Origin of the sequence: Sorangium aterium (assembly GCF_028368935.1) — a bacterium.
Lineage (GTDB): Bacteria > Myxococcota_A > Polyangia > Polyangiales > Polyangiaceae > Sorangium > Sorangium atrum.
This window is the reverse complement of record NZ_JAQNDK010000004.1, coordinates 1,285,851-1,311,664: the sequence shown is the minus strand read 5'-3', so window position 1 is coordinate 1,311,664 and position 25,814 is coordinate 1,285,851. Positions and strand designations below refer to the sequence as shown.

The 25,814-nt window shown below is 71.2% G+C and carries 21 protein-coding genes; 5 read left to right on the top strand and 16 right to left on the bottom strand.

Annotated elements, in window-relative coordinates:
- The first annotated feature begins 149 nt into the window (after positions 1–149).
- The gene (locus POL72_RS36400; RefSeq protein WP_272101412.1) at positions 150–3,245 is read left to right on the top strand and encodes a CheR family methyltransferase; all 3,096 of its coding nucleotides are present in this window, start codon (positions 150–152) and stop codon (positions 3,243–3,245) included.
- Positions 3,246–3,250: 5 nt separating this feature from the next.
- Here the strand turns inward: POL72_RS36400 and POL72_RS36395 are convergent, their stop codons facing one another.
- From POL72_RS36395 to POL72_RS36385, 3 genes are all read right to left on the bottom strand, one after another.
- Positions 3,251–3,610, bottom strand: coding sequence for a gamma-glutamylcyclotransferase family protein (locus POL72_RS36395; RefSeq protein ID WP_272101411.1), 360 nt, complete (start codon positions 3,608–3,610; stop codon positions 3,251–3,253).
- Positions 3,607–3,978: a response regulator gene (locus POL72_RS36390; protein WP_012234363.1), complete on the bottom strand. Its 372-nt coding sequence runs from the start codon at positions 3,976–3,978 to the stop codon at positions 3,607–3,609. The genes POL72_RS36395 and POL72_RS36390 overlap by 4 nt, the downstream gene beginning before the upstream one ends.
- A 493-nt stretch (positions 3,979–4,471) precedes the next feature.
- Positions 4,472–4,867 carry a response regulator gene (locus tag POL72_RS36385; RefSeq protein WP_272101410.1) on the bottom strand — a complete coding sequence of 132 codons (396 nt, stop codon included), beginning with the start codon at positions 4,865–4,867 and terminating at the stop codon, positions 4,472–4,474.
- 502 nt (positions 4,868–5,369) lie between these two features.
- Here POL72_RS36385 and POL72_RS36380 point away from each other — a divergent pair.
- Positions 5,370–7,076, top strand: a complete 1,707-nt coding sequence (locus POL72_RS36380) for a B12-binding domain-containing radical SAM protein (protein WP_272101409.1) — start codon at positions 5,370–5,372, stop codon at positions 7,074–7,076.
- Between the two features lie 40 nt (positions 7,077–7,116).
- On the opposite strand, the gene POL72_RS36375 is transcribed toward POL72_RS36380, so the two are convergent.
- From POL72_RS36375 to POL72_RS36360, 4 genes are all read right to left on the bottom strand, one after another.
- A complete protein-coding gene (locus tag POL72_RS36375; RefSeq protein WP_272101408.1) occupies positions 7,117–8,526 on the bottom strand; it encodes an adenylate/guanylate cyclase domain-containing protein in 1,410 nt (469 codons plus the stop codon).
- Complete coding sequence (locus POL72_RS36370; protein WP_272101407.1) at positions 8,523–10,373, bottom strand: hypothetical protein; 1,851 nt, start codon at positions 10,371–10,373, stop codon at positions 8,523–8,525. Before POL72_RS36370 ends, POL72_RS36375 begins: the two co-directional genes overlap by 4 nt.
- A 152-nt stretch (positions 10,374–10,525) precedes the next feature.
- Positions 10,526–10,747, bottom strand: a complete 222-nt coding sequence (locus POL72_RS36365; RefSeq protein ID WP_272101405.1) for a Franean1_4349 family RiPP — start codon at positions 10,745–10,747, stop codon at positions 10,526–10,528.
- 113 nt (positions 10,748–10,860) lie between these two features.
- The gene (locus POL72_RS36360; RefSeq protein WP_272101404.1) at positions 10,861–11,925 is read right to left on the bottom strand and encodes a geranylgeranyl pyrophosphate synthase; all 1,065 of its coding nucleotides are present in this window, start codon (positions 11,923–11,925) and stop codon (positions 10,861–10,863) included.
- A 137-nt stretch (positions 11,926–12,062) separates the two neighbouring features.
- Between POL72_RS36360 and POL72_RS36355 the strand changes: the two genes are divergently transcribed.
- The gene (locus tag POL72_RS36355) at positions 12,063–14,066 is read left to right on the top strand and encodes a C1 family peptidase (protein ID WP_272101403.1); all 2,004 of its coding nucleotides are present in this window, start codon (positions 12,063–12,065) and stop codon (positions 14,064–14,066) included.
- Between the two features lie 11 nt (positions 14,067–14,077).
- On the opposite strand, the gene POL72_RS36350 is transcribed toward POL72_RS36355, so the two are convergent.
- The 6 genes from POL72_RS36350 to POL72_RS36325 form a co-directional block, all read right to left on the bottom strand.
- Complete coding sequence (locus tag POL72_RS36350) at positions 14,078–14,884, bottom strand: TetR/AcrR family transcriptional regulator (RefSeq protein ID WP_272101402.1); 807 nt, start codon at positions 14,882–14,884, stop codon at positions 14,078–14,080.
- Between the two features lie 162 nt (positions 14,885–15,046).
- Positions 15,047–15,331: a hypothetical protein gene (locus POL72_RS36345; protein ID WP_272101401.1), complete on the bottom strand. Its 285-nt coding sequence runs from the start codon at positions 15,329–15,331 to the stop codon at positions 15,047–15,049.
- 196 nt (positions 15,332–15,527) lie between these two features.
- Positions 15,528–15,974, bottom strand: a complete 447-nt coding sequence (locus POL72_RS36340; RefSeq protein WP_272101400.1) for an NUDIX hydrolase — start codon at positions 15,972–15,974, stop codon at positions 15,528–15,530.
- On the bottom strand, positions 15,971–17,626 hold the full coding sequence (locus POL72_RS36335; RefSeq protein ID WP_272101399.1) for a transglutaminase-like domain-containing protein: 1,656 nt from the start codon (positions 17,624–17,626) through the stop codon (positions 15,971–15,973). Before POL72_RS36335 ends, POL72_RS36340 begins: the two co-directional genes overlap by 4 nt.
- A gap of 143 nt (positions 17,627–17,769) precedes the next feature.
- On the bottom strand, positions 17,770–19,020 hold the full coding sequence (pcnB, locus tag POL72_RS36330) for a polynucleotide adenylyltransferase PcnB (protein WP_272101398.1): 1,251 nt from the start codon (positions 19,018–19,020) through the stop codon (positions 17,770–17,772).
- A gap of 405 nt (positions 19,021–19,425) precedes the next feature.
- Complete coding sequence (locus POL72_RS36325) at positions 19,426–20,388, bottom strand: serine/threonine-protein kinase (RefSeq protein WP_272101396.1); 963 nt, start codon at positions 20,386–20,388, stop codon at positions 19,426–19,428.
- Between the two features lie 443 nt (positions 20,389–20,831).
- Between POL72_RS36325 and POL72_RS36320 the strand changes: the two genes are divergently transcribed.
- Complete coding sequence (locus POL72_RS36320) at positions 20,832–21,866, top strand: site-2 protease family protein (protein ID WP_272101395.1); 1,035 nt, start codon at positions 20,832–20,834, stop codon at positions 21,864–21,866.
- A gap of 11 nt (positions 21,867–21,877) precedes the next feature.
- Here the strand turns inward: POL72_RS36320 and coaD are convergent, their stop codons facing one another.
- The 3 genes from coaD to POL72_RS36305 all read right to left on the bottom strand — a co-directional run bounded on the left by coaD (position 21,878) and on the right by POL72_RS36305 (position 24,778).
- Positions 21,878–22,375, bottom strand: coding sequence for a pantetheine-phosphate adenylyltransferase (gene coaD, locus POL72_RS36315; protein WP_272101394.1), 498 nt, complete (start codon positions 22,373–22,375; stop codon positions 21,878–21,880).
- Between the two features lie 5 nt (positions 22,376–22,380).
- Complete coding sequence (locus tag POL72_RS36310) at positions 22,381–23,775, bottom strand: tetratricopeptide repeat protein (RefSeq protein WP_272101393.1); 1,395 nt, start codon at positions 23,773–23,775, stop codon at positions 22,381–22,383.
- A gap of 106 nt (positions 23,776–23,881) precedes the next feature.
- Entirely contained in the window at positions 23,882–24,778 is an 897-nt protein-coding gene (locus POL72_RS36305) for a 3'-5' exonuclease (RefSeq protein WP_272101392.1), read from the bottom strand.
- 282 nt (positions 24,779–25,060) lie between these two features.
- On the opposite strand from POL72_RS36305, the gene POL72_RS36300 reads away from it, so the two are divergent.
- Entirely contained in the window at positions 25,061–25,765 is a 705-nt protein-coding gene (locus POL72_RS36300) for an HNH endonuclease (protein WP_272101391.1), read from the top strand.
- Positions 25,766–25,814 lie beyond the last annotated feature (49 nt).

Sequence of the window (25,814 nt, the reverse complement as noted above, 5' to 3'; positions counted from 1 at the left end):
GAGATGACCGTGAGGCGCCGTGTCCCATGCGCGACATGGACGACGACAGCCATCGTTGACCGACCGCCCACCGGAACCCTGGCTTAGTCCCTGTCAGGCTCTCGCCATAGCGAGACGCGTGAGAGAGCGCCCAACCGTTCAAGCCGACAATGCCCGAACAGAAGAAGTCACGCCGGACGCAACTCGGGGCACCGGGCCAGAGCGACGCCGCGCCCCAGGCCGGCAGGGCATCCGCGCCGGGGCGGGCGCCGGTCCCGCTCCAGGGCGCCGGCGAGGGCGCCGCAGCGGTCGAGCCGCGCCCCGAGGGCGAGCTGCGCTTTCCCGTGGTCTGTGTCGTCGCTTCGGCCGGCGGACGCAACGCGATCGCGGAGCTCCTCCGGCGGTTGCCCAGCAGAGATACGAGCCTCTCTCTCGTTCTGATCTACAGCGCAGATCCAGGGGAGCTCCCCCTCCTCGAGCTCGTGGCGCAGAGCAGCCCTCTCCCTGTGACCGAGCTCCGATCGGGGATGAAGCTCGCGCCTGGTCGTGTCCAGGTCCTGCCCCCGGAGGCGCAGGCGACGCTGGCGGGGCTCCGCGTCGACCTCGCGCCGCGGGGCGAGGGCGGCCCGGGCCCTGGCGATCTCTTCCTGCGCTCGCTCGCGGGCGAGCTCGGGTCGGGCGCGGTGGCCGTCGTGCTGTCCGGCGCCGGGAGCGACGGCGCGCTGGGGCTGAAGGACGTGAAGGCCGAGGGCGGGGTCACCTTCGCGGAGAACCCGCGCGGCGCCGAGCGGCCGGCGCTCCCGCGGAGCGCCATCGCGGCCGGAGGCGTCGACTTCGTCCTCAGCGTCGAGGAGATCGCGGCGGAGCTCGTGCGGATGGGTCGCCCCGGGCACGTGCTCGCTCCATGGCTCAGGCAGGGCGCGCCCCTCGGAATGGACCCCGATCTCAGCAAGCTCCTGAGGCTGCTTCACGCCGCGGTGGGCGTCGACTTCAGCCAGTACAAGAAGAGCACGCTGAGGAGGCGCATCCAGCGGCGAATGACGCTCCACCGGCTCGCCACCCTCCAGGACTACCTGGAGCACTTGAAAGCGCACCCCGGCGAGATCGAGGATCTCTACCAAGACCTCCTCATCAAGGTCACCACGTTCTTCCGCGATCCGGGCGCCTTCGCCGCGCTGAAGACCCACGTGTTCCCGGTGCTCATGCACAGCAGGCCGCAGGACTCCCCTGTTCGCATCTGGGTGCCGGGCTGCTCGACGGGCGAGGAGGTCTACTCTCTCGCGATCTCGTTGCTCGAATTCCTCGAAGCCGACGCGACCGATCATGCCATCCAGATCTTCGGCACCGACCTGAGCGAGGCCGCCATCCAGCAGGCGCGGGCCGGGATCTACATCGAGAGCATCTCGATGGACGTCTCGCCCAGCCGGCTGCGCCGCTTCTTCGTCAGGGTACAAGGCGGCTTTCAGGTCAACAAATCGGTCCGCGATCTGTGCGTCTTCTCGCGCCACAACGCCGCGGCCGACCCGCCCCTGTTGAAGCTCGATTTCACCAGCTGCCGCAACCTGATGATCTACCTGGAGCCGAGCCTGCAGCGCCGCCTGCTGCAGACGTTCCACCAGGCCCTCAAGCCCACCGGGTTCCTGCTCCTCGGCTCGTCCGAGAGCCTCACGGCGACGCCCGATCTGTTCGGGGTCGTGGACAGGACCCACAGGATCTTCTGCAAGCGCGCCGCGTCGGAGGCGGCCCACTCGCTCGCCCTCGCCGCGCCCGCTCTGCCCGGCGTGCCGGTGGTCGCGCTGGCGACGGAGAGGCCGCGGGAGCCCGAGGGGCTCGGCATGGATGCGGTGCGCAGGGAGGCCGACGCCATCGTCATGGCGCGCTATGCCCCCGCCGGCGTGGTCGTGGACGAGGAGATGCAGATCGTCCAGTTCCGGGGCAAGACGGGGCCCTACCTCGAGCCGTCACCGGGCGACGCTAGCCTGCACCTCTTCAAGATGGCCCGAGAGGGGCTCGTCCTCGGCATCCGGGCCGCCATCGACGCGTCGATGAGCTCGGGCGCGATGGCCCGCAGGGAGCAGATCAAGGTCAGGCAGGACGAGAAGATCCGGGACGTCGACGTCGAGGTCTGGCCGCTCAAGGTGCGGCTCCCGCAAGGGCGCTGCTTCCTCGTCACCTTCTCCGAGTCGGGCGCCGCGAGGCTGGACCGGCCGGGCAGCGACCCGGCCCCGAGCGACGCCCAGAAGGATCTGGAGATCGTCCAGCTCCGCAGGGAGCTCGTGACCACGAGGGAGTACCTCCAGTCGCTCATCGATGAGCTCGAGGCGACGAACGAAGAGCTCCTGTGCACGAACGACGAGCTCCTCGCGAGCAACGACGAGCTGCAGAGGGTGAACGACGCGCTCGAGGGCGCCCACGACGAGCTCCAGTCGGCGAACCAGGAGCTCACGACCATCAACGAGGAGCTCCGCAGCAGCAACGTCGCGCTCGGCCTCGCCAACGACGAGCTGCGCAAGCTCCTCGGCGACATGAACATCCCGATGCTGATGGTCGACGCGGACCTGCGGATCCGCCGCGTCGCCGGCGCCGCCGACAAGCTGCTCGGCCTCGCCGCGAGCGACGTGGGCAGATCCATCCTCGAGGTGAAGTCGAGGAGCGTGGCCGACATCGCGCCCGTCGTCGCCGAGGTGCTCGGCAAGAGGAGCACCGTCGAACGGCACGTCGAGGACCGCGACGGGCGCTGCTATCTCATGCGGGCGCGCCCCTCCCGGACCACCGACGACGAGGTCGACGGCGCGGTGATCTGCTGGCTGGAGAGCGAGGCGCCGAGGAGCGCCGCGCGCGAGCTCGCGGGCGCGCGCGACGGCCTCTCCGCCGTCTTCGAGGTGCTGCGCCATCCGTTCCTCCTGCTCGACGGGGAGCTCCGGATCCGGGCGGTCACCCGGCGCTACTGCGAGCAGTTCATGGTCCCTCTCGGCGACATCGAGGGACGATCGCTCTCGGCCATCGATGCCGGATGGAACACCCCGCAGCTGGAGCAGCAGCTCCGGGACGTGCTCCACCGCCGCGCCGCGCTCGTCGACTTCCACCTCGAGGCCGTGCTCGCGCACGCCGGCCGCAGGACGCTCTCGTTCTCAGCCTTCCGGCTCCAGGCCGACGAGGGCGAGCTCCCGGCCCTGCTGCTCGTCGTCGAGGACAGGACGGCGCCCGAGATCGACCCGGCCGCTCCACCCGGGGTGCGGCCAGCGCGCCGCTCCGGCCCCGGCTGACGCGCTCATCGCCGCCGTGTCCGCCAGTCCCCGGAGGCGATCCGAGGCCACCCCATCGCCTGCCCGGCGGGCATCAGGTAGGCCTCGCAGAGCGCGCCCCCGTGGAGTTCGATCGGCTCACGCCTGAAGACGTCGGGGCAGTCCTCGTAGAGGTCGAGCGAGGGCAGCGCCTCCGGGTCCGGCTCGTACAGCTCCCCGAGGACCGCGACCGAGCCCCCGCGCACGAGCGCCGGGTAGGCGCCGAGATCGGCGAGCTCGAACGACGGGGCGGTGCGCGCGTCCCCGAGGCAACGCGCGCGCCCGAGCAGCGCGTGCGCGCGCTCGCCGCGCATCAGCGTGCCGTAGACGAACAGGCGCGCCGTCACCGGCAGTGCTGTTCGACCGCGGCGAGCAGCTGCTCGAGGTTGATCGGCTTCTTGAGGAACTGCGCTGCGCCGAGCGAGGACACGAACTCGTCGCGGCCCGTCGCCGAGATGATCACCACCGGGATCGCGGCGAGCTCCGGATCCTTCTTCTGCTCCGCCCTGAACTGCCAGCCATCCATGATCGGCATCATGAGATCGAGCAGGATGAGCCCGGGTCTCGGATCCGTTCTCAGCGCGCTGAGCGCCTCGCCGCCGTGCGCCGCCGACGCGACGGCGTACCCCTCCTCCTGCAGGAGCTCGGCGAGGGTCTCTCGAATATCCGGATCGTCATCGACAACGAGGATCCTCTTCAAGGGAGTGGCAGGCACGGTGCATCAACCACTATGCGAAAGCCTGACGTCACGGCGAAACAGGGAAAGCCCTGAATCCCTGCTCGGGTTCCGCTTGATCGGGCTCGTTCTGCGAGGAAGGGGGCGCATGAAGGTCTCTCTACGTCTCTCTCCGGCAATCAGCGCCGCAAAGGCGCCTTGGAGCGGAGCCCGCTCCCGCGTCGCTCGTGCCGCCATGCAGGGGCGCGAGGTCGACGTGGGTTGAGCCGGGCAGCTCTGGCAGGCGGGTTCGGGCGTACGCATCACGGGGATCGATCGTCGGCGGTCGAGCCCGATGTTACAGCACGGTCGCGCTCCGGCGAAGCCGCTCTGTACCCGATCTGCGGCCAGCCAGGGTGAGCGCAGCACGGCTTGGTCGCCATCCACCACGTCATGAGCTGCGATCCTACCACCGACGCCGAGGGGCGCAGCAGCCTGGCGTCCGCCGGAACGACGGCCCGAGGCGCTCGCGGCGTGGTCCGAACGGGCAGCGTCAACGGTCGATGTCTGTCGAGCCGAGCGAGCCGAGCACCACCTTCGAGAGGGTGCCCAGCAGGACGTCGATGTCCACCGGCTTCGGGAGGAGCGCGGCCGCATGCAGCCGCTCGGCGATCGCCTGCATCTCGTGGGGGAGGCGGGCCGAGAAGATCATGAGGGGCGAGGGCGTGCCGAGCCCCTCGATCTCGGAGACGAATCGGTCCGTCGTCATGCCCGGCATCGTCAGATCGAGGAGGACCGCGTGGAAGCGCCGCTCCGCGAGCGCATCGAGCACCGCGCGCGCGGTCGCGGTCAGCTCGACCTCGTACCCTTCCAGGGTCAGGAGCTCTTCCAGCATCGTCGCAGTGTCAACGTCGTCCTCCGCAACCAGGATCACGTGCTTGCCACACATGGCTCCCCTCGGCTTTCTTCAGTAGCGGGGGTCGCTCGCCAGGGCAGCGCGCCCTCTCTTCCCCATGCTGGGGGAGGACTGGATGGGCGCTCGACGCTGCCCGAGCCTCCACTGGCCAGCGCAGCGCAACCAACCTCGGTGATGCGCCCGGGGTGACGAATCGCCCGGACACACCGGAGCGCTCGCCGCGGTGCGCCACCCCCACGACCACGCCGCGAAGTGCGCAGCCCGACAGTCCGCCGCTGTCCGCCGATCCGGTACGTTCCGTTCCCCCTCTCCCGCCCAGGGCAGTATGAAAGCCCGACTGCGCGCCGGATGCAACTCCGGGCAGAAGGAGCAACTCCGGGCGCAAGGAACCGGGGGCACCGGGGGGGCACCAGGGCGGCGAAGAGCGCGAGCAGACAGAGAGCGCGAACGGACTCCCCGACAGGGGAGACACCCTGGTAGACTCCCATGGATGCCTGGCGAACGCCGCGTCGCGCTACTCGCGATGGAGCCAACCATGCCGGACGGTGGGGGAGCGCCGTCCAGCCATGGAGTCCGTCGTGTCGAGGCCTCTTTGCTCGCCGATCCGGACCTCGCCGGCGTGCCGATCCACGTGATCGACGCGCAGACGAGGGATCTCGACGCGTGGGTCGCGGAGGTCGAGACCGTGGACGCGGACGTGGTCGGCCTCGCCGCGCACGTCTGGTCGTTCCCCACGTTCATCGAGGTCGCGCGCCACCTGCAGCGCAACCGGCCGGGGCGCACGATCGCGCTCTGCGGGCCCCTCGCGCGCCCCGCGATGTTCGCGCTCGCGCCCTGGCGCGACGCCACCGCTTGCATCGACGCCCTCGTGCACGGCAACGAGCTCACGTTCCGGAACATCGTCCGGCTGAGCGAGCGCTCTCCCGACGCGCTGCGCGCTGTGCCGGGGCTGCACGTCTCCACCGCCGGCGGCTGGGTCTCGACAGGCGAACCGCCCTATGTGGCGCCCGACGAGCTCCCCTCGCCGATCCGGATGAAGCTGCTCCCGAGCGATCGCATCGTCCCGCTCGAGATCTGCCGCGGGGGCGCCATGAGCTGCGCGACGTGCGGCGTCTCCACGGGCGACGCTGGCGGCGTCTTCTCCGAGGCCTACCTCGTCGAAGAGCTGAGCGCGCTCCGCGCCGCCGGCGCGCCGGGCGCGCAGATCGTCGACGCCCCGCTCAACCTGAGCGCGGAGGCGTTCCGGAACCTGGTGGCCGCGGAGAAGCAGGTCGGCTTCTTCAAGCAGGCGACGCTGACGGCATCGATCGATCCGGAGCACGTGCACGACGAGCACCTCGAGTTCCTCCGCGGCGTCGCGCGCGTCTCGCTCGACGCGCGGCTGCCGCCGCTCAACAAGGAGACGGGCGACGGCACGCAGCGCCCCTTCAGGGAGTCGAAGTTCGCGAAGGTGATCGAGGAGCTCTCGACGTTCACGGACATCGAGGTGGACATCCTCCTCGGCCTCCCCGGCGACGGTCCGATCACGTTCCGGCGCACGCTCGAGCGCGCGCGCGAGCTCCCGTGCAAGGTCCGCATCTTCCACAGCCTCGTCCTCCCGGACGACCTCATGGTCCGCGCGCCCGCCTCGTTCGAGCTCCGCTTCGACCCGTTCACGCTGATGATGCGCTCCTGCCTCGGCTGGTCCGAGGACGCGCTCTCTCGCGAGCGCAGCCGCCTCATCGAGATGGCCTACCGCGAAGGCGGCGAGATCACGCCGGACATGTGGTCGTTCCCCGGGCCTCGCGAGATGCGGCGGCCCGCGATGCCGCTCGGCAGCGGCGTGGTCCCGCCGGGCGCCGAGATCCGGGTCGAAGGCGCGACGACGCTCGCGCCTGCAGGCCAGGACTTGCAGCGCGTGCTCGAGCTCGGGATCAAGGAGGCGACCTCCGGCGGGTGGACGTTCGTGGAGGCCTCGGCGCGCCCGGGCGAGATCGTCGTCATCATGAAGACGCGCGACGGCGCGCTGGTCGTCGAGATGCGCCCCGCCTCGCCCACGGAGAACGCGTACAAGGTCGTGGACGGCGTCGCGTTCGGCTACCGCTCGCCGCGCGGCGTGAAGATGAGCGACGGCGCGCTCCGGCTGCTCGATCGCGTCCTCCAGCGCCTCCACGCGCCGGCGCGCACGGCGCTCGGCCTGTCGACGCAGGACGGCGGCCCCGGCTCGGCGCGCGTCCGGCGCTTCCGCGCCACGCCCTCGTGACCCCCTCGACCCGATCGCGGAGCGTGCCGCGAGCCTCCGGCTATTCCTTGCTGCGAAGGGCGGCCGGCGCCCGCGGCGGCATCGAGTCCATGGGACGGGCCCTCGAGAGGAGCTCTCGCTGGAGCTCGCCCAGGCGCGCCGGAGAGAGATCCATGTGGTCCACGATGTACGGGTGGACCTGACGGCTCTTGCCTCGGATGCTCAGCGCGCCGGTCGGCTGCGCCGGGATGGAGTCGTCGAGGGTCGCGTACGTCGTCTGGCAGATGATGATCTTGGAGCCGAGCTCCTTGTTGAACTGCTCGAGGCGGGCGGCCGTGTTTACCGTATCCCCGATGCAGGTGTACTCCATGCGCTGGAGCGAGCCGATGTTGCCGGAGATGACGGTGCCGGTCGCGATCCCGACGCCCATCTGGATCTCGCCGCCGCCGAGGAGCTTCCGCTGGTTCATGCGCTCGAGCGCCTGCACCATCTCGATCGCCGCGATCACGGCGCGCTTCGGCGCGTCCTCGACCGAGAGCGGCGCGCCGAACACCGCCATCAGGCCGTCGCCGATGTACTTGTCGAGCGTGCCCCCGTAGCGGAACACGATGTCGACCATCTCCGTGAAGTACTCGTTCAGGAACGAGACCACGGCCTCCGGCTCGACCGACTCGGTGAGCGGGGTGAAGTTGCGGATGTCGGTGAACATCACCGAGACGTGCCGCCGCGTTCCTCCGAGCTTGAGCCGCCTCGGATCGGACAGGACGAAGTCGACGAGATCCTTCGATAGATACCGGCCGAGCTCCTGCTTCTCGCGCTCGAGCCGGAGGCGGGCCATGGACTCCACCTCGGCCCGCACGACCAGGTTGCGCGACATCCGCGCGATGATGCCGGCAACGACGCCGGGGAGCGCGATGAAGAGGATCTGCTGGCACTGGTCCGCGATGTTGATGGCGTTCTTCCCGTGGACGGACACCGAGCTGATCGGGACCGCGCCGGAGCCGACCGTGACGGCGAGCACGATCGAGTTGAAGACGGCCGACAGCCCCGCCGAGTACAGGCACGCCGCGAGGCTGTAGCGGAAGCCCGACATCAGGTTCCAGAGCACGTAGACGGTCGCGAGGTAGCTCGTGAAGTACTCGATGATCCCCGAGTGGTTCCTCGCCGTCCCCAGGGCCGTGAGCGTCAGGAGCGCGAGGTCGACGAAGATGCTCACGTACTTGAGCCAGCCCACGTAGACGCCGGGGCGCAGCCGGAAGAACGTGTAGAGCACGAGCGAGTAGGCGAGGTACCCGCCGTTCAGGATCGCGAAGATCTGGTTGGCGGCCGGGGTGTTGATCCGCCACACGTGCATGAAGGTGGCGGCGCTGAGCAGCGCGAACGCGAACCGGATGTGGTTCACGATCTGCTCCCCGCGCATCTCCTGCGCCTCCATGATCCGCACGATCTCGGGCGACTTCTCGATGCTCATGTGCGCCGCTCCCCTCCGCGCCGCAGCCGAGACCGCGCCGCGGCGAACCCACGCGCGCAGAGCGCGGTCGTCAGCGCTCTGCCCTGGTGGAGCCCCTCGCGACCGCGCTTCATGGGCAACCGGTAGAGCGGCTCCGCAGGCCAGGAGCCGTCCACGAGCTGGCGCTCGCCGAGGTAGCGCAGCCCTCGCGTGAGGAGCAGCGGATCGGGCCGCTCCCTCATCGCCGCTCCGTCGAGGCACGCGGCCGTGCGGAGCGGCGCCCCGAAGCCGCCGTCGAGCCGCTGCGATCGGAGCATCCGCGACAGCGTCGAGGCCTCGACCGCCGCGACGTCGTCGGCCCACCGCGCGTCCCCCGCCCTCTCCCGGTAAAGCCGCGCGAAGCGGAGGAACGCGAGGTCCGTGTACGAGGCATCGTAGAAGCAAGCGCCCTCGATGCCGCCCTCCGAGGCGGCGTCGAGCACGCGCCGCGCGTTCGCGTCGATGAGCCGCGCGAACCGCTCCGCGTCGAGCGAGAGCAGGCCCACGAGGAGGTTCAGCCGGACGGTCGCGCAGTCGTCGCCGGCCCACGCCACGCCCGGCGTGGTCGGCCCCGCGGGCCCGCGGTAGAACCAGGTCGGAACGACGCCGTCCTCACCCACGTTGGCCAGCATGACCTCGATCCACGACTCTGCCCGCTCCTTCGCGGCGCCCGTCTCGGCGACCAGCTCGAGCACGACGCCGAGGAGGTCGGCGTCCGGCGGGACGTCGCGGAACCCGCCGAAATAGCGGAGCTCTCCCGCCGGGATCTCATCGAGCAACGCCGCGGCGTCGGCGCGGACGTCGCGCCCGACCTCCCCGATCTCGAGCAGCGCTCTCAGGATCGTCGCCCGGACGAACCAATGCCCGACCGGCTGCTCGCTCGACCCGAGCACGCCGAAGCGCTGCACTTCCCAGGACTCGCGCCACGGCGCGGCGTCCAGGAGGAACGCGACCGCCGCCTGCAGATCCGCGCGCGCCTCGTCGGGCGGCGCCGGCTCGCCCTGCGCGCGCGGCGGCCCGAGCGCCGCGCCGGTGCCGAGGAGATCGCGGAAAGACATCAGCCCCTCGAAGAAGCGGAGGCGCTCGCCGAGCGCGTCGAGGAATTCGCGCTGCGCCTCGGCGAGGCCGCGCGCGCTCGGGCTCGTTCGAGGAGAGGCGGCCACGACCTCACGGGCCGACGCGAGCGCCTCCTGCATGCGCGCGGCGAGCGCGGCGCGGTACGGGCGGGTCGCGAGCAGGCTGTGGATCTCGCCGCGGCGCACGCGGGACGCGCGCTCGCCCGAGAGCGCGCGGAGCAGCGGAGCAGCGAGCCCCGCGCCGCGCAGCCAGAGCGCGAAGAGCGGCGTGAGCGTCGGCGCTGCGAGGTCAGGAGCGATCGGATCGATCCAGAGGCGCACGAGCCCGTCCAGCAGCCAGATCGGCTCGGCCACGGCCTCTCCGAAGCGACGGGCGGGCGCGAGATCGTCGCCTGCGACGAGCGCGGGCGCCGTCCAGAGGGCCACGGCCTCGCGCACGCCGGCGGCGGCGGGCGCCGCCAGGGCGCCGGAGCCGTCGATCTCGATCACCGGGTTCTCGCGCCATGAAGCCTCCGCCAGCTCGGCCAGCCCCAGGAGCCACCCGTGCGCGCGCGCGTCGTCCGCGTGCCGCGCGAGGAGACGCGCGGCGATCGCGCCCCGCACGAGCGCGTCCGGAGCGCCTTCGATGCCCCCGGCGGCCACCGCGGCGACCGCCACGGCGGCATCGGCGGCGGCGTCGGGCGCAGACGCCCGCCCGCAAAGCCGCAGCGCCCAGCTGGCCCACGGGATGCTGTACCCGGGCGGTGCGCCCACGCCGCGCTCGATCGCGAGCGCTCCCCACGCCGCTTCACCGCGCTGAAGCGCCCCCCCCGGTAGAAGCGCCGACCAGGCGCGCTCGCACGCAGCCCGGTCACCCGGGTCGAGCCATGGCCAGGCGGCGGTCACCCCTCCAGCAGGGGACAACGTCACATACCGACTCCGCCCTCACGCGCCGCGGCCGCGATGGCCGCATCGACCGCTTCGGGCGTCGAGGTCGCGGCATCCCGGATGCGCTGGAGCGTCTCCGCGCCGACGTCGTATCCCTCCGCCTGGATGGTGCGCTCGGGATCGGCAAGGAGCTGCTGACGGAAGCTCGAATCCACGACGGCACGACCGATGAGCTCTGCCTCTGATTTCTTCGACGTCACGACTCCTCGCTTTCTCGCCCGGGAGGCTAGGAGACCTCCAAACGGCTAGCAAGTACAAGCAGGCGCGTCCGCGCGTCCTCGGGGGGTGTTGCGTCCGCGCGCGGCATACCGGTTCATCGCGCGTCGCCAGCGAGCGCGCTGAAGAACGCGAGGAATACCCGCCGCTGGATCGCGACCATGTACTGCTCGCGCTCCCTGCAGAAACGCGCAGCCTCCGGTAGCCCGAGGGCCCCGGCGGCGACCTCGGCGCGAGCGAGCTCACAACGCGCCTCCTCCAGGATGGCGTCGAAGCCGCCGCGCGCAAACAGCCGCGCGCGCAGCGCCGTCGCGCTGCGCATCTCCTGATCGCGACGAGGCCCGGCAGAGACGACGTCCCCGCTCGGCGGCGCCGCATCCGCCGCAGCGAGCGCCCAGATCCTGGAGAGCACATACGTCGTGTTACCAAAATCACGATCTTTCTCGGCGTGCAGCAGGTCCGCGAACAGCTGATGCGCTGCCACGAGGGCGGAAACGAACTCCTCGAGGGCGGCCAGGTGCTCGGCCTGCGAGAGCGCGAACAGGGCCGCCGCCGCCGGGAGCACGAGCGGGCGCGAGCGGGCGAGCACCCGGCGGAACGTGGCGCCGTCCTGCGGGCCTGCGCCGCGGTGGAGCCGCCGCTCGAGGAGCATCGCCTCGCCGTACCCGAGCCAGACCTCTTCGAAGAGGCCCCAGAACGCGCTTCCGCCGGGCAGCACGCGGGCGAGCAACGTCTGATGGCGAGCGAACAACGCCCCGGACAGGAGCACCGTCGCTGCAGGCTCACCGACCCCCTCGTCCAGCAGGTCGTCCTCGATCCGGACATGCAGGTACCCGACCGCTGCCGCCTCGGCGAGATCGACGGCGAGCGGCGGAAGCGCCGGCGATCCAGCGTCCCGCGCGAGCGGCGGCCCGCCGGGACGCGTCGCGACCCAGAGCGGCAGCTCGAGCACCGGGAGCGCCGTCGGGTGCGAGAAGTAGCCGTCGCCCGGCTCACCCTCGAACAGCCTGAGGCGCGCGGCGAGCTCATCGAACAGCGCACCGAGCCCGCTCCCCAGCCGGGCCCGGAACGACGCGAGCCGCCGCAGCACCTCGGCCTCGAGCGCCGCCTCGACGGCGCCTCGCGCGCCCTCGCCTCCCCCTGCGCGGCTGTCCTCGCTCATCCCACCTCCGGACGGCGCTGGCGGCGCCGACTCGGGCGACGCTAGCACGAGCAGCCTCGTCCGAGGGGGCGGGCGCCGCCGACTTTGCCCCGCGCGCCGCCCGTGCGACACTCAGCGACTTCACGAGATCAGAGACCATGATCGATTCCGAGCGTTTCGCTGGGCGTCACGGGGACATCACGACCGACGCGCGCGCTGACGTCCTCGATTTCCGCGACACCCTCTATCGCCCCACGATGGTGGAAGTGCCTCCGATCATGCCCCCGGAGCGCTTCGTCGAGTACGGCGTGCCCGTGCTCGACCAGGGCAAGAACAACGGCTGCACCGGCTTCACGGTCGCCACCGTGGCGCACTACCTGCTGCGCGGGCGCAGGGTCTCGCCGGACCGCAGCCTCGTGAGCCAGAACATGGTGTACACGATGGCGCGCCGCTACGACGAGTACCCCGGCGAGGACGACGCGAGGGGATCCAGCCTGAGGGGCGCCATGAAGGGCTGGCACAAACACGGTATTTGCTCCTATGAGCACTGGCCGTGGGACGCGAACGATCTCCACGGCACGCTCACGCCGGAGCGCGCGGTGGACGCGATGCTCCGGCCGCTCGGCCTGTATCAACGGGTGAACCACAGGGATCTCCCGGCGATGCACAGCGCCCTCGCGGAGGTCGGGATCATCGCGGCCTCCGCGCTGATCCCGTTCAACGGCTGGTATTATGGGACCCAGAGGAGCGGCATCATCCCGACGGTCGACAGGACGAATCCCTTCATCGCCCCCTGGGGCGGTCACGCGTTCGCGATCATCGGGTATGACGCGGAGGGCTTCTGGCTCCAGAACTCGTGGGGTGTCGGCTGGGGCAAGGGCGGCTTCGGTCGACTCTGTTACGACGACTGGCTCCAATACGGCTTCGACGCGTGGGTCGGGCGGCTCGGCGTCCCGATCCGCCTGAACCAGGCGCGCTCGCTCCGCCCGCTCACGTCCACCAGCCGGACGTTCGCGAGCCTGCGGCCGCACCTCATCAGCGTCGACATGCACGGCCAGCTCCAGCAGCGCGGAGCCTACGGCACGTCGTCGGAGGACGTCCGCATCATCATGGAAGAGGATTTCCTGAGCGCGACCGCGACCTGGAAGCGCCGCCGGCTCGTCCTGATCGCGGGCGGCGGGCTGCGCCGGCAGATCGACGCGATCAACCGGATGTCGCGCCTCCGGCCGAAGCTGCTCGGGCACGAGATCTACCCCATCGAGCTTCTCTGGGAGACCGACCACTACCCGCGCCTCCTCGAGATCCTCCATCGCGCCACGGAGGGGCGCCGCCACGACGGCTACGATCCCAGGGCGTTCGGGTTCATGATCGATCGGCGCGACGACGCCCTCGAGCCGCTCGTCCGCCGCATGGGCGGCAAGGCCGAGTGGGACCGCATGAAGCTGGCCGCGGGCGACGCGACGATGGACGCCGACCACGGCGGCCTGCGCGAGATGATCGGCCGCCTCGCGTCGCTGATGGACAGCGATCCGAAGATCGAGCTCCACCTGGTCGCCCATTCGAGCGGCACGTTCCTGCTCGCGCCGCTGGTCCAGCTTGTCACCTCGGAGAAGGGCAAGAAGATCGAGGGCGGCCCGATGCGAGGTCAGCTCGGGCTCGGGCTCCCCATCGAGTCGCTCTCCCTGCTCGCGCCGGCGAGCGCCCTGGACGCGTTCCGCGACACGTACATGCCGCCCATCAAGAGCGGCATGGTGCGCCGGTTCGCCCTGTTCACGCTCACGGACGAAGCGGAGCTCCAGGACCACTGCGAGGTGTACGGCAGGTCGCTCCTCTACCTGGTGTCGAACGCTCTCGAGCGGCGCCCGCGGGTGCCCGGCACGAGCGGCGTCTCGCTGCTCGGCATGGAGGCGGGGCTCCTCGATCCGGAGAACGCCGACGTCCTCTCGCTCCTCACGGAGACCAAGGACGATCGGCCCGTCGTGTTTCCGAGGGCGGAGTGGATCAAGGGACCCAACACGAGGCCTCCTCCCCACGGCTCCGAGGCGCGGCGGCATGAGGACTTCGAGAACGACGCGACCACGTGGAAGTCCGTCATCGCCCGCATCCTCAACCAGCCGTTCGCCGATCACCTGCCGCCCATGTCGGCGCGGGATCCGTGGTGAACGCGCGCCCCTCACCCCTCCGGGCGGCGCCGCTCCGCTGAGCTCAACCCGGGGAGGGCCGGGGCGCCGAGCCGCCCGGACGCGAGCGGCGGCGCGCTCGCGCCGCTCAGGAGGAGCGCGAACGATGCCCGGATCTCCTCGCCGAAGTTGATCCGGAAGAGGCCCATATCGGGGCGGCTGCGGATATCGCGGATCACGTCGCTGGGATCGCAGACCTGGCGCATCCCGATGAGCAGGGCGTACATCCGGATGAGGGTCGGGCCGCCATGGCCGGGAGCGAGCGACGGCAGGCACCGCTCGAGCAGCACCCCGGTGCGCTCGACGTGACCCAGGAGAGAGAGCTTGAAGCGGAGCGCGGCCTCGTAGCTGACGTTCTGCTCGAGCACGCTGTGGAGGATGCCGAGCAAGCGTGTCATCGCGTCGCGCGCGGCGAGGGTCGTCGACAGGATCGAGGCGACGCTCGCCGAGGCGTCCTCGGCAGGCGCGCCAGACACCCCAGACGCGTCGCGGCGGGCCCGCGAGGGCCGAGGGCGCGCCGGGCTCGCGTCGCCGCGGGAGGCGCAGAAATGCGTCAGATGGATATCCACATCGTGGAACCACTTCGCGAGCTCTTGATCGACGACCGCGAGAAAGAGCTCTTCTTTCGTGGTGAAGTAGAGGTAGAGCGTGCCCTTTGCGAGGCTGGTGCGCTCGGCGACCTGAGCCATGGTGACCTCGGAATAGGCGGTCTCCTGGAACAGCTGCCAGGCTGCGTCGATGATGAACCGCCGCCGCTCCTCCTTCTGCTCCTCCTTCCTCGCCCTCCGCGTCGAGCTCATAGACTCCCCGGTCTACGATGTCTCCAGAAGCGCCGCAATCCAGACTCAGCGGTCACCACAGCGCGAATTCGAGCCGACGGGCGCGACCAGCGCTCGTCGCGATCGGCGCGCTCACTCAGCGGAGCAGCAAAGCGCATGTTGCAGCCGCGGTAGCTGCATTCATCACATTTCGCCGGACACGGTCACACCGAACCCGTGCAGGCCAAGGAACATCGGGGCGATGCCCGAACGCGCCACCCGCGCGACGGTCCTTGAGAAGGCGCGCGCGACCCGCGCCGGGAGCCATCCTGAGCCATCGGGTACGGCGGGAGGCGCGGCGGCGCGCGAGACGCGCGAGACGCGCGGCGCAGGCAGCGCGAACAGGCCAGCGCCATCATTGCAGGGCAGCGCGAAGCAGAGAGGAGAACAGACCACGGTCGCCACCGTGACGACCACCAATCCCCTCATGATCGCCGAACCAGCGCTCACCGCGACACCCACATCTAACGTAGCGCTGCCACCGACGATTGTCGTGAGCGACAGGGCAGCAAAATAACGTCGCCGCTGTCCAACGCTGGAAGTTCGACATGGAGAGTCGCTCTTTCTGCGACATCCCACCTCCGCCACGGCCGCGCCAAGTCGGGCGCTCCCTGGATCGCGCTGTTCAGCCGGCGGCCGCCATCGCCAGCGCCTTGTGGATCACGCGGAGCGCGACGTCGGTGAGGCCGTAGGCCGGAAGCTCGGGGATGGGCACGAGGGCCGCCTCGGAGGCGTCGTCTCCTGGAGAGAGGGCGCCTCCGATCGACTCGCACAGATAATCGAGGATCACGTAATGATAGGGAGTCGCCACGATCTCCACGACCTCCACGAGGGGGCCGACGCGGACGTCGAGGCCCGTCTCTTCGCGGATCTCGCGGGCAACGGCGTCCGCGAGCCGCTCTCCGGGCTCCACGCGCCCACCCGGGAGCGACCAGGAGCCCGCGAGGGGAGGACGAGCGCGCTTGACGACGAGCACGCGCGGCGCGTCAGGCGCATCGGGCCGGCGATCGATGACGACAGCGCCCACCGCGACGCGCGGGGGCGAGAGGGCGCATGCCGGCGCGTCGCTCACGGGGCGGCAGCTTCCGTGCGGCCGGCCTTGCAGCGGACGTCGCCCGGCGTCGCGACCGCGAGGTCGTACTCGCCGAGCGCGAAATCGCCAGGGATGACGACGGCCCCGTCGTACCGCCCTCGGTCGTCGGTCGACAGCGAGCCGACCGTCACGCCCTGCGGCGCCGCGGTCCCCGTCAGGACCACGTCGACGCGGACATGCCCGCACGGCGCCCCGGCGCTGCTGACCTGTCCCTGGAGGTGGAGGGGAAAGCCGCGGCGGATGTCCTTGTCCAGCGCGGTCACGACGACGTCGGTGCTCTCCGCCGCGCGCCCGGCCGCGTCGCTCGTGGGCGTGGGCGTGGGCGCAGGAGGCGGCGGCGGCACGGCGGCGCCGCTGCTCCCGGCCCCCGGGCCAGCGGGCCCCTGCTGCGTCTGCTCGGCGCGCGTGCGGTCGGCGAGATCCTGGCCCGAGTCGCGCTGCTCCGGCCAGCTGTAGGGATCCGGCGGCGGGCTATGGGGCGGGCGGCTCGGATCGACCTCCTGGTCCATGTTGAGGGCGGCCCCCCCGAGGTCGATGCGGTGCCAGAGCGAGCCATCGAAGACCTCGACCCAGGCGTGCGCCTCGTTGACGACCATCCGCGCGGGGATCCCGATGTGCAGGGCGGTGACGAGGAACGCGAAGGCGCGGTGGCGGCAGACGCCTTTTCGCGAGAGCGCGAGATCCAGGTAGATGTCGCCGTTCCCCTTGGGCGGGTCGTCCGACGGGGCGAACGACCGGAAGTACTCGACCATCTTCTGTACGACGTCGCGCGGCCGCATCGCAGACGAGATGCCGATCGCCTGCGCGACCTGCCTGAACGCCGCCTCGTGGGAGGCCTCCTGGGGCGCGCGGAAGGGCTCGAGCTTGCTCCAGCTGACGTCGGCGAACTCGCTGCCGAAGGTCGCGCGGGCGATGGCGAGCTGCACGATGAGCCGGACGCGCGCGCTCTTCGCGCTGCGCACGAACCAGTTGTCGGCGCCGTCACGCAGGACCACGACCGGGGTATCGGGGTTCACGTGCATCCGCACGAGGCGCGTGTCCGGTCCCACCGTCGGGATCCGGACCGGCTCGTTGGGCACGAGATCGACCGCGATGTCCCCGTAGAACGCCTCGTCGCCCGCCGAGACGGCGCCGTCCGCCTTGACGGTCTTCAGGCTCCGATCTCGGACGACGAGCGAGTAGTCCGCCCTCACGGCGTCATACGCTTGCAGCCGCTTGAACGGCGCGGTCGCTGGAGAGAACGGATCGTCGTAGCGCTCGACGTTCGGCCGGCGGGTATCTCGATCCGGCTCGTAGGACGCGTCGGGGCCGGCGTCGGAGCCGACGTTGCTGTAGACCTGCTGCTGGTTCGACGGCGGGCGCTGCGGATCGGGCGCCGTTGCCAGGCCGCTCGGCGTCTGGATCGCCGCGGGGAGCCCGCCGTCGAGCGTCGTCGTGGCGAGCGAGACGTCCTCCGCGGGATCCGGCGCGATGAACTCGTGCAGGAGCGACGCCTGCGCATCGGCGAGCCGCGATACGGCGCAGGCGAGCGCGAACACGAGCAGGCCGCGCGCCGAGCCGCCGAACCGGCGCCTGGACACGGGGACAGCCGGCGGAGCAGCAGAGCGCAGGCGTGCGACCGGAGAGGACATCAGGGGCCTCTTATGAAACCAGAAACCCCTGTGATGTTCCACGGCGGCGGGTCCTTCGCCGTCAGCTACCGTCAGCTACTTGCCCGACGGCCGCCTCCGATCGCGCCGCCGACGTCGGCGACGTCGGCGACGTTTATCACCGGTCAGCGCCGGAACTGCGCGGCGTCGGCGTGCTGGCGCCGCGGGTGCGGGGCGGAGCGCAGCCTGTCGATCGCTTCCGTCGACTCTCCGCGCGCGGTGAGCTCGGCGGCCAGCACGTCGAGGGCAGGCTGGAAGATGTCCGTCCGCGCGAAGCGGCCAGCGCGACCGCCCGCGAGCCTCGGCAGGACGGCGACGATGCGCCGCATGCCGTCGGCGTAACGGCGAGAGATGGCCAGCCGATCGATGAGGGGCTCGAGGAAATCGGCGACCGCCGCCGCGCGGTCGCGGACGCCGTCGCAGGCCTCCTTCATCGGCTCGAGGAGCAAGAGCGTCCAGAGGACCGTGTCGTCGAGCGGCCGATCCGCCGCGGTGCGCCGGTCGACGTAGTCGAGCACGCGCCAGAGGCGCTGCCCGGGGCCGTCATCGCCGCGATCGTCGTAGAGCAGCGCCGAGACCTCCGGCAGGAGGACGTCGAGCACCCCGGTCTCCCACGCGAGGTAGATGGTGCGGCGCGCCTGGCCGCCGCGCAGCAGGCGCAGGATCTCCTCCGAGAGGCGCGGGCGCGCCGCGAGCGCGAGCGCGTCCCGGCAGTAGACGACCGCATCGTAGACGTCGGGGGTGATCCCGAAGCCCAGCCGACCCGCGAACTTGAGCGCGCGCAGGATGCGGATCGGATCCTCGCGGAAGCGCGTCTCCGGATCGCCGATCGTGTGGACCACCTGGCGGCGCACGTCCTCCATGCCGCCGACCCAGTCGAGGATCTGCCGCGCCTCGACGTCGTAGAAGAGCGCGTTGATCCGGAAGTCGCGGCGGAGCGCGTCCTCGTGCGCGACGCCGAACGCGTTGTCGCTGCGGATGAGCAGCTCGCTCCCGTCGTCGGAGTCCTCTTTCGGGTTGCGGCGGAAGGTCGCCACCTCGATGACCTTCCCGCCCTGGAAGAGGACGTGCACCAGGCGAAACCGCCGGCCGATGATGCGCGAGTTGCGGAACAGCTCGCGGACCTCCTCCGGCCGCGCGCTGGTGGCGACGTCGAAGTCCTTCGGGCGCCGATCGAGCAGCAGATCCCGCACACAGCCGCCTACCAGGTAGGCTTGAAAGCCGTGGCGCACGAGGCGTCGCACGACTTTCTGGACATCCGGATCGATCCGCGCCTCGTCGAAGACGACCTGGTAGCGGCGCGGGGTAGGGATGTCTTCGTCGACGAGCTCGACGCGGAACGGATCTTCGTCGAGGGCGCCTGTGTCCGTCGGCATGAGGTCGCCCTCGGGCCCAGCGCGTGGCCCGGAGGCGCTGCGGCTCTCGTACATCGGGAGTTCGGCGTCTTGAAACGCCGCTGTACCGTTATCAGGTGATGGGGTCGCGCGACCCATAGTCAGCAACCGAGAAAGCACCAGGCAGAGCCTGGAGGGAGTGGAGGACGACTGGCGCGCGATTCTGGGATCCCAGTACTCGCTGGAGAACCGACCCGCGCAGACGAGGCCCGCGCCCGCGGACCTCCGAACCGAGCCGGGTCGCTCGCCGCGGCCAGCGTCGGCCTGACGAGCGGATCCGGCTGTCGCCCGGAACAAGAGATGGTAACGGCCGTCTAGCAGGGCTTCGCCGTGAGAGCAAAGCCGAGGCGCAGGGAGGGCGACGGAAGCCTCCGGAGCGAGCGGGCTTCACGGTTTGGTGCCCCAGTGCCCGACGCCGGGGGGCGGCGGCGCGCCGGCGTCGGGCGGAACCGCGGACGACGTCCCGACGCGGGCCTCGGGCGTCGCGAGCAGCGCCTGCCGTAGCTCCGCCATCGAGGCGAACCGGCCGCGGGGGTCCTTCACGAGCGCCTTGCGCACGACGGCGTCGAGCTCGCGCGAGATGAGCAGCCCGGGGTGGACCCGGTGCAGCGGCGGCGGCGGCTCGCGCCCGTGCTTCTCTGCGATGGCCGGGTACGGGCCCTGAAAGGGGACACGTCCCGCGAGCATCTCGTAGAGCACGATGCCCAGGGAGTAGACGTCGGCGGCGGGCGCCGCCGGCGCGCCCTGCGCCTGCTCGGGCGCCATGTACTCTGGCGTCCCCACGACCCGGGGGAGCGGCGCGCCTTCGTCGCCCTGGCTCTGGATGCACGAGAAGCCGAAGTCGAGCAGCTTGACGATCTCGCGCCCGTCGGCCGCGTGCACGAGGAACACGTTCTCCGGCTTCACGTCGCGGTGAATCACGCCGGCGCGGTGCACGGCATCGACGCCCGAGGCGAGGTCGGCGGCGATCCGGACCGCGCGAGACGGGACGAGCGCTCGGGTGAACGTCAGCGTGTCGGCGAGATCGAGCCCGACGAGCAGCTCCATCGCGAAGCACGGCGCGTCGCCGGCGCGCTCGAGCGCATCGACACAGAGGACGTTGGGATGACGGACGCGCGACGCCGCGCCGGCCTCTCGCTCGAACCGCGCGACGAGCAGCGGATCGTCGCGGAGCTCTGCCCGGAGGACCTTGAGCGCGACGCGCGACGTCGCGGCCTCACGCGGCCTGCCGACGCGCTCCGCGAGGTAGACGTGCCCGACCCCGCCGCTGCCGAGCAGCTGCACGACGCGGTACTTGTCGCAGAGGAGCTTGCCCACGAGCGCTTCAGCGGCGACGCGAGCGGGAGGCATGGGATCGATCGTAGCGCAGTCGCGCCTGCCGAAGGGCACGGAGGGCACACGGACGCGACGGCGGCGCAGAAGACAGCGCTGGCCAGCCGGTGCGCAGCCAGGAGAGGTTCGCGCCCGTACCATCGGGCGGCCGCATCGCGCGCTCCGCGGCAGCACAGAGCTCCGGCCGCGACCGCTTCCAGCGACCGGGCCGGCGCCACGGGAAGACCGTGGCGCAGGGGGATGACGCGCAAAGTCATCGTGTGCGCGCAGACCTCGTCGTGCCTGCGCGGGCGTGGTCGAGGGTTCCGGGGCCAGGCGAGCATCACGCCGCCACGGCAGGGCCGCGCCGCCGGCCAGCAGCGCGGCTTGCGCTCCGAGGGCGCTGCGAGCTGCCCGCCCTGAACGCAGGCGCGCGTGGATCGCTTGAGCGGCGACGAGGAGGCGGCCACGCTAGGCGGCGCATGACCGACGACCGTCGATCCTCCACCCCGAGCACGCTCGACCTCGACGCCGAGCTGGCCCCCGCGGCGCCGAGCTCCGCAGAGCCGAGCGCAGCAGCCGCTTCGCCCCCGCCCCCGCTGCGATGGAAGAAGAACCTCGCGCTCTTCTGCGTGACGGTCATCTCGGTGTTCGTCGCCGGCACCCTCTGGGCTCCGATCACGCCGGACGACGACAGCGCGCTCTCGTTCGTGAAGGCGCTGCCGCAGACGTGGCCGTTCGCGGTGCCGTTCCTGTCGATCCTGCTGGCGCACGAGTTCGGGCACTACTTCGCGGCGCGCGCGCACGGGGTCGAGGCGTCGCTCCCCTACTTCATCCCGCTCCCTGTGGTGAGCCCGCTCGGCACGATGGGCGCGGTGATCTCGATGAAGGGCAGGATCAAGTCGCGGAACGCGCTGCTCGACATCGGCGCCTCCGGCCCGCTGGCCGGCCTCGCGGTGGCGCTCCCGGTCCTCTTCGTGGGCCTCATGCGCTCGGACGTGCACGCGAGCTCCGGACCTGCGCTGCAGGAGGGGCGCAGCCTCCTCTATCTCCTGCTGAGGCGGCTCGCGGTCGGCCCGATCCCGGAGACCCATGACGTCTTCCTCGGCCCCACGGCGATGGCGGGCTGGGCCGGGCTGCTCATCACGGCGTTCAACCTCTTCCCCGTGGGTCAGCTCGACGGAGGGCACGTCGCCTACGCGTTGTTCGGCAAGCAGCAGGACCGCTACAGCCGCGCCGCGCACTTCCTGATGCTCGCGCTCTTCGTCGGCAACGTCGCCTATTTCACGCGGCGCTTCATCGCGGAGGGGCTGTCCGACGCGCTCAGCTCCGCGGTCGCGAACGGGATGCCGTGGCTCACGTGGTTCGGCGTCGTCTACCTGATGCTGCGCGTCGGCGGGCGGGAGCACCCTCCCACGGAGCCCGGCGAGCTGTCGCCAGCGCGCAAGGCGATCGCGGTGGTGACGCTGCTCCTGTTCGTGCTCCTGCTGATGCCGACCCCGTTCGGCACCTACTGAGCGCGCGAGCGTCAGGTCTTCGCGGCGCCGAACTTCGACCGGAGCGCGTCGCAGACGGCGGCGGGCGCGTAGTGGCTGACGTCGCCGCCGTGGCTCGCGATCTCGCGCACGAGAGACGCGGAGACGAAGCCGTAGTGGGTGCGCGTCGGCAAGAAGACGGTATCGACGCCGGGGAGCATGTCCGCGTTCGCGTGGGCGATCTGCAGCTCGTACTCGAAGTCGGTCGCCGCGCGCAGGCCGCGGACGATCACCCGCGCGCCGACGCGCTGGCAGTACTGGATGAGGAGCCCCTCGAACGAATCGATCCGCGCGTTCGTCACCTCGCTCGTGGTCTGGCGCAGCAGCTCCAGCCGCTCCGAGTACGTGAACAGCGGGTGCTTCGTCGGATGCCTGCCGACGGCGATGATCACCTCACCGAACAGCTTCGACGCCCGCTGGATCAGGTCGAGGTGACCGAACGTGATCGGATCGAAGCTCCCCGCGTAAACAGCCAACAGATCCTTGGACATGATGCTCACTGGTCCGGCGTCCGCTTGGGAGCGCCCGCGGGCGGCGCCGACTTCGGAGCGGCCGCAGGCGGAGTCGACTTCGGAGCGGTCGTGGGGGGGGGCAGCGGCGCCTGGAGCGCGGGCTCCTGGAGCGCAGGTGAGCCGGGCGCGCCTGCTGGACCGGCGCCCTCTGCTGGCGGCGCGGCGGGAGCCTGCCCTTCGTTGACGGGCGCCGGCGCGCTGCCCCGGAGCACCTTGTTCACGGCGGTGTCGTCCTCGATCCACATGAGCCGACCGCCGTCGCCGAAGGTGACACGGAAGTAGGCGAGCAGCCCCGCGCCGATCACCCCATCCAGATCGAGCTGGAGCTGCTTCTCGACCGCCTGGAGCGGCGCCCCGTACACGCCCGGGACCTTGGGGATCTCCAGCGCGCCCAGCCGCAGCATCGGCACGACGCCCTGCTTCAGCTTCTGCTCCGGATCCTGCTCGACCCGCTTCAACCCATCGGCCTCGAAGCCGGCCTTCTTCCAGCCTTCCTTGTCGAGCGCGATCGGGAACGTCATCGACGTGTCGATGAGCAGCGGCCCCTGCACCGACTTGTCGGGGCCGAGGCTGCTCCGCAGCACCATGCCGCCACCTTTGATGAAGGCGACGTCGACGCGCGTCGCGTCGGGCGGCGCCGGCGGAGAGAAGCTGCGCACGACGAACTGCCAGCCGCTGTAATCGATGGTCGCGTTGAGGCGCCGGAGCAGGTTCACCCCGAGCAGCGCCTTGACCGGCGCGCCGATCTGCTTCGAGACGCCCGAGAGGTCCTGCGTGAGGGCGGGCACGTCGTTGATCTCGAGCTTCTTGCCGAAGCGGAGGGAGACCCAGCTCGGCTCCTTGCGCGTGCTGCTGTCGAGGACCACCTCGCCCGTGCCGGTCGACACCATCGCGAGCGCCGACTCGCCGTCAATCTCGAGCGGGACGACGAAGAACGGGGCCGCAGCGCTGACGTGCTGCATCTCGATCGCCGCGAGGAGCGCGCCCGAGACGGTGAACGGCGCGCGCCCCGCGCCGCGCCTCGCCAGCTTGGCGATCGACTTCGCCCACTCATCGACGACATCGGGATCGTCGAGCATCGCCTCGAGCTCGTCGGCGGCGGCGTCGAGATCGCCCTTGTACCAGAGCGCGCGCCCGCGGAGCCCCGCGGCCTCGGAGCCGGCGACGCCCTTGAGGAGGCGCAGCGCCTCGGCGTAGTCGAGCCGGGCCAGCGCGATGCGCCCCGCGAGAAGCCGGGCCTCGGTGTCGGTCGGGACGATCGTCAGCGCCCTCGAGACCGCATCGCGCGCGTTCTCGACGTCGGCGGACTGGAACTCCTGTCGAGCGCGGGCGAGCCATTTCTCGGCCGCCGGCGGGCGGGCGGACTCCGGGCCGATCATGCTCGAGCACGAGGCGAGGAAGGTCGCGGTCAGGAGGCCGCCGAGGCGGACAGCGAGGGAGCTTCTCGTCGGCGGGTTTCGGTTCGAATGGATTCGCACGTGGATCTCAGGCCCTTTGCGGCACACCGTCCGGCCCGAGCTCTCCCGGCGAAATCGGCTCGATCGCCAGGATGCGATCGGCCCGTAGCTCGCGACGGCTGCGCGACGGGAGCAGATAGCCGAGAACCCGGGGTGGGTCGAGGTCCGTTCGCACCCCCGTTATGCGCACGACGAGCTCCTCCGGCCCCCGGCGCGCCGGACGGTACCGCACGCGCACGGTGGCGGCATGCTCGGCCGCGCGCACCGCCGCTGCCACCAGCGCCGGGCGAGCGTGGCGCTCGCCGATCCGGACGTGCCACAGGTCGCGCGGCGTCCGCGGCGCGAGGACCTCCACGACCTTGCGGAACACGGAGCGCAGGGCGTGGACGTCGTCTTCGGCGCGGTGAGCGCGCTCGCGGTGCACGCCGAGCTCCCTGCAGAGGGAGGCGAGGCTGTGGCTCGGCAGGGCGAAGGCCCGGCGGGAGAGGACGAGCGTGTCGAGGTAGTACGGGAGGCGCCTCGCCCTGCCCGCCCGCGCGAGCTCGGCCTCGAGGAACGCCACGTCCCATGCGGCCGCGTGCGCGATGAGCACCGCGCCCTCCGTGACCTGGTCGATGCGATCGCAGAGCTCGGCGAACGTGGGCGCGCCCGCGAGCTCCCGCGGATCGATGCCGTGCACGTGCGCGTTGCCGAACACGCCCGGCTCGGGGCGCACGAGCGACGTGATCGCGTCCTCGCACGCGTCCCCCCGCGTCCGCTCGGCGCAGACCTCGATCACGCGATCGCTCTCGGGGCGGAGGCCCGTCATCTCGAGATCGAGGAACACGAGCGGCGCGCTCTCGATCGGATCATCCCAGGGCGAGCCGGCAGGGGGCTCCGCGCCGGTCGCCCGCTCGGGCCCCACCCCTTCGCGCTGCTCCGTCATCCGACCTGCTTCCCCATCACGGCGGCTCGACCCAGGAGACGACCGTCCCTCGACATGGACGCGTCTTAGCGAATACGGCGCCCGATCGAAAGCGATCCGCGCGGAGCGTCGAGCGCGGCACGCCCGGCCCGTGACGTCCGGGCTCCGGCGTCATGGCCTCGCGCAGCCCGAGCGTCGACGGGGCGGGCGCGGGGGGGTTCGAGGCGATGCCCTGACGGCGCAGGGGGCCGCGCCGCGCGGCAACGGCAGAGATCCAGCAGAAACGCTGCCGTGCAGCACTGGATGTTCACCGGAGCTTTCGTTGCTACACTGCCCAGCGTGCCGGACGGGGTAGCTACAGTCCCGGGGGGCTCTCCTCACGAGGAGCTCGATCTCGGCGACGGTTTTTCGGGGTTCCGCTACGAGCGTAGGACGACCGAGCCGCTCGATCTCCCGGTCCTCGTGGTGAACCGCTTCTTCCAACCTGTGCAGATCACGACGGCGCGTCGCGCATTCCTGCTGCTCTTCGGCGGGGCCGCCCTCGCCGTCGACGAGGTCGGCGATCTCCACGATTTTTCGGCGTGGCGAAGCTTGCCGGTGCGCGACAAGGACGATGGCCTCCCCGTGGTCGGCGGCTCGCTCCGCGTGCCGCGCGTCCTCCACCTCCGCCGGTACGACCGCATGCGGCGCCCGACGATCCGGCTGACGCGGAAGAACGTGATGCTCCGCGACACGCACCAGTGCCAGTACTGTGCGCGCCGCCCGCCCGTTCGCGATCTCAACATCGACCACGTGCTCCCCCGGTCGCGCGGCGGCGAGGACACCTGGGAGAACCTCGTGACCGCGTGCCGCACGTGCAACCTCCGCAAGGGCTGGCGCACGCCGGACGAGGCGAGCATGCGGCTCATCCGCCAGCCTCTGCCGCCGCGGTGGTCGGCGACGATGCAGATCCTGATCGGCTTGCCGCATTCGTTCGACGAGTGGAGCCCCTTCCTCAGGGCTGGCTGACGGTTCCCCCGTGGGTCTCTCCTCGGCGCCGAAGGCAAGCGCAGACGAG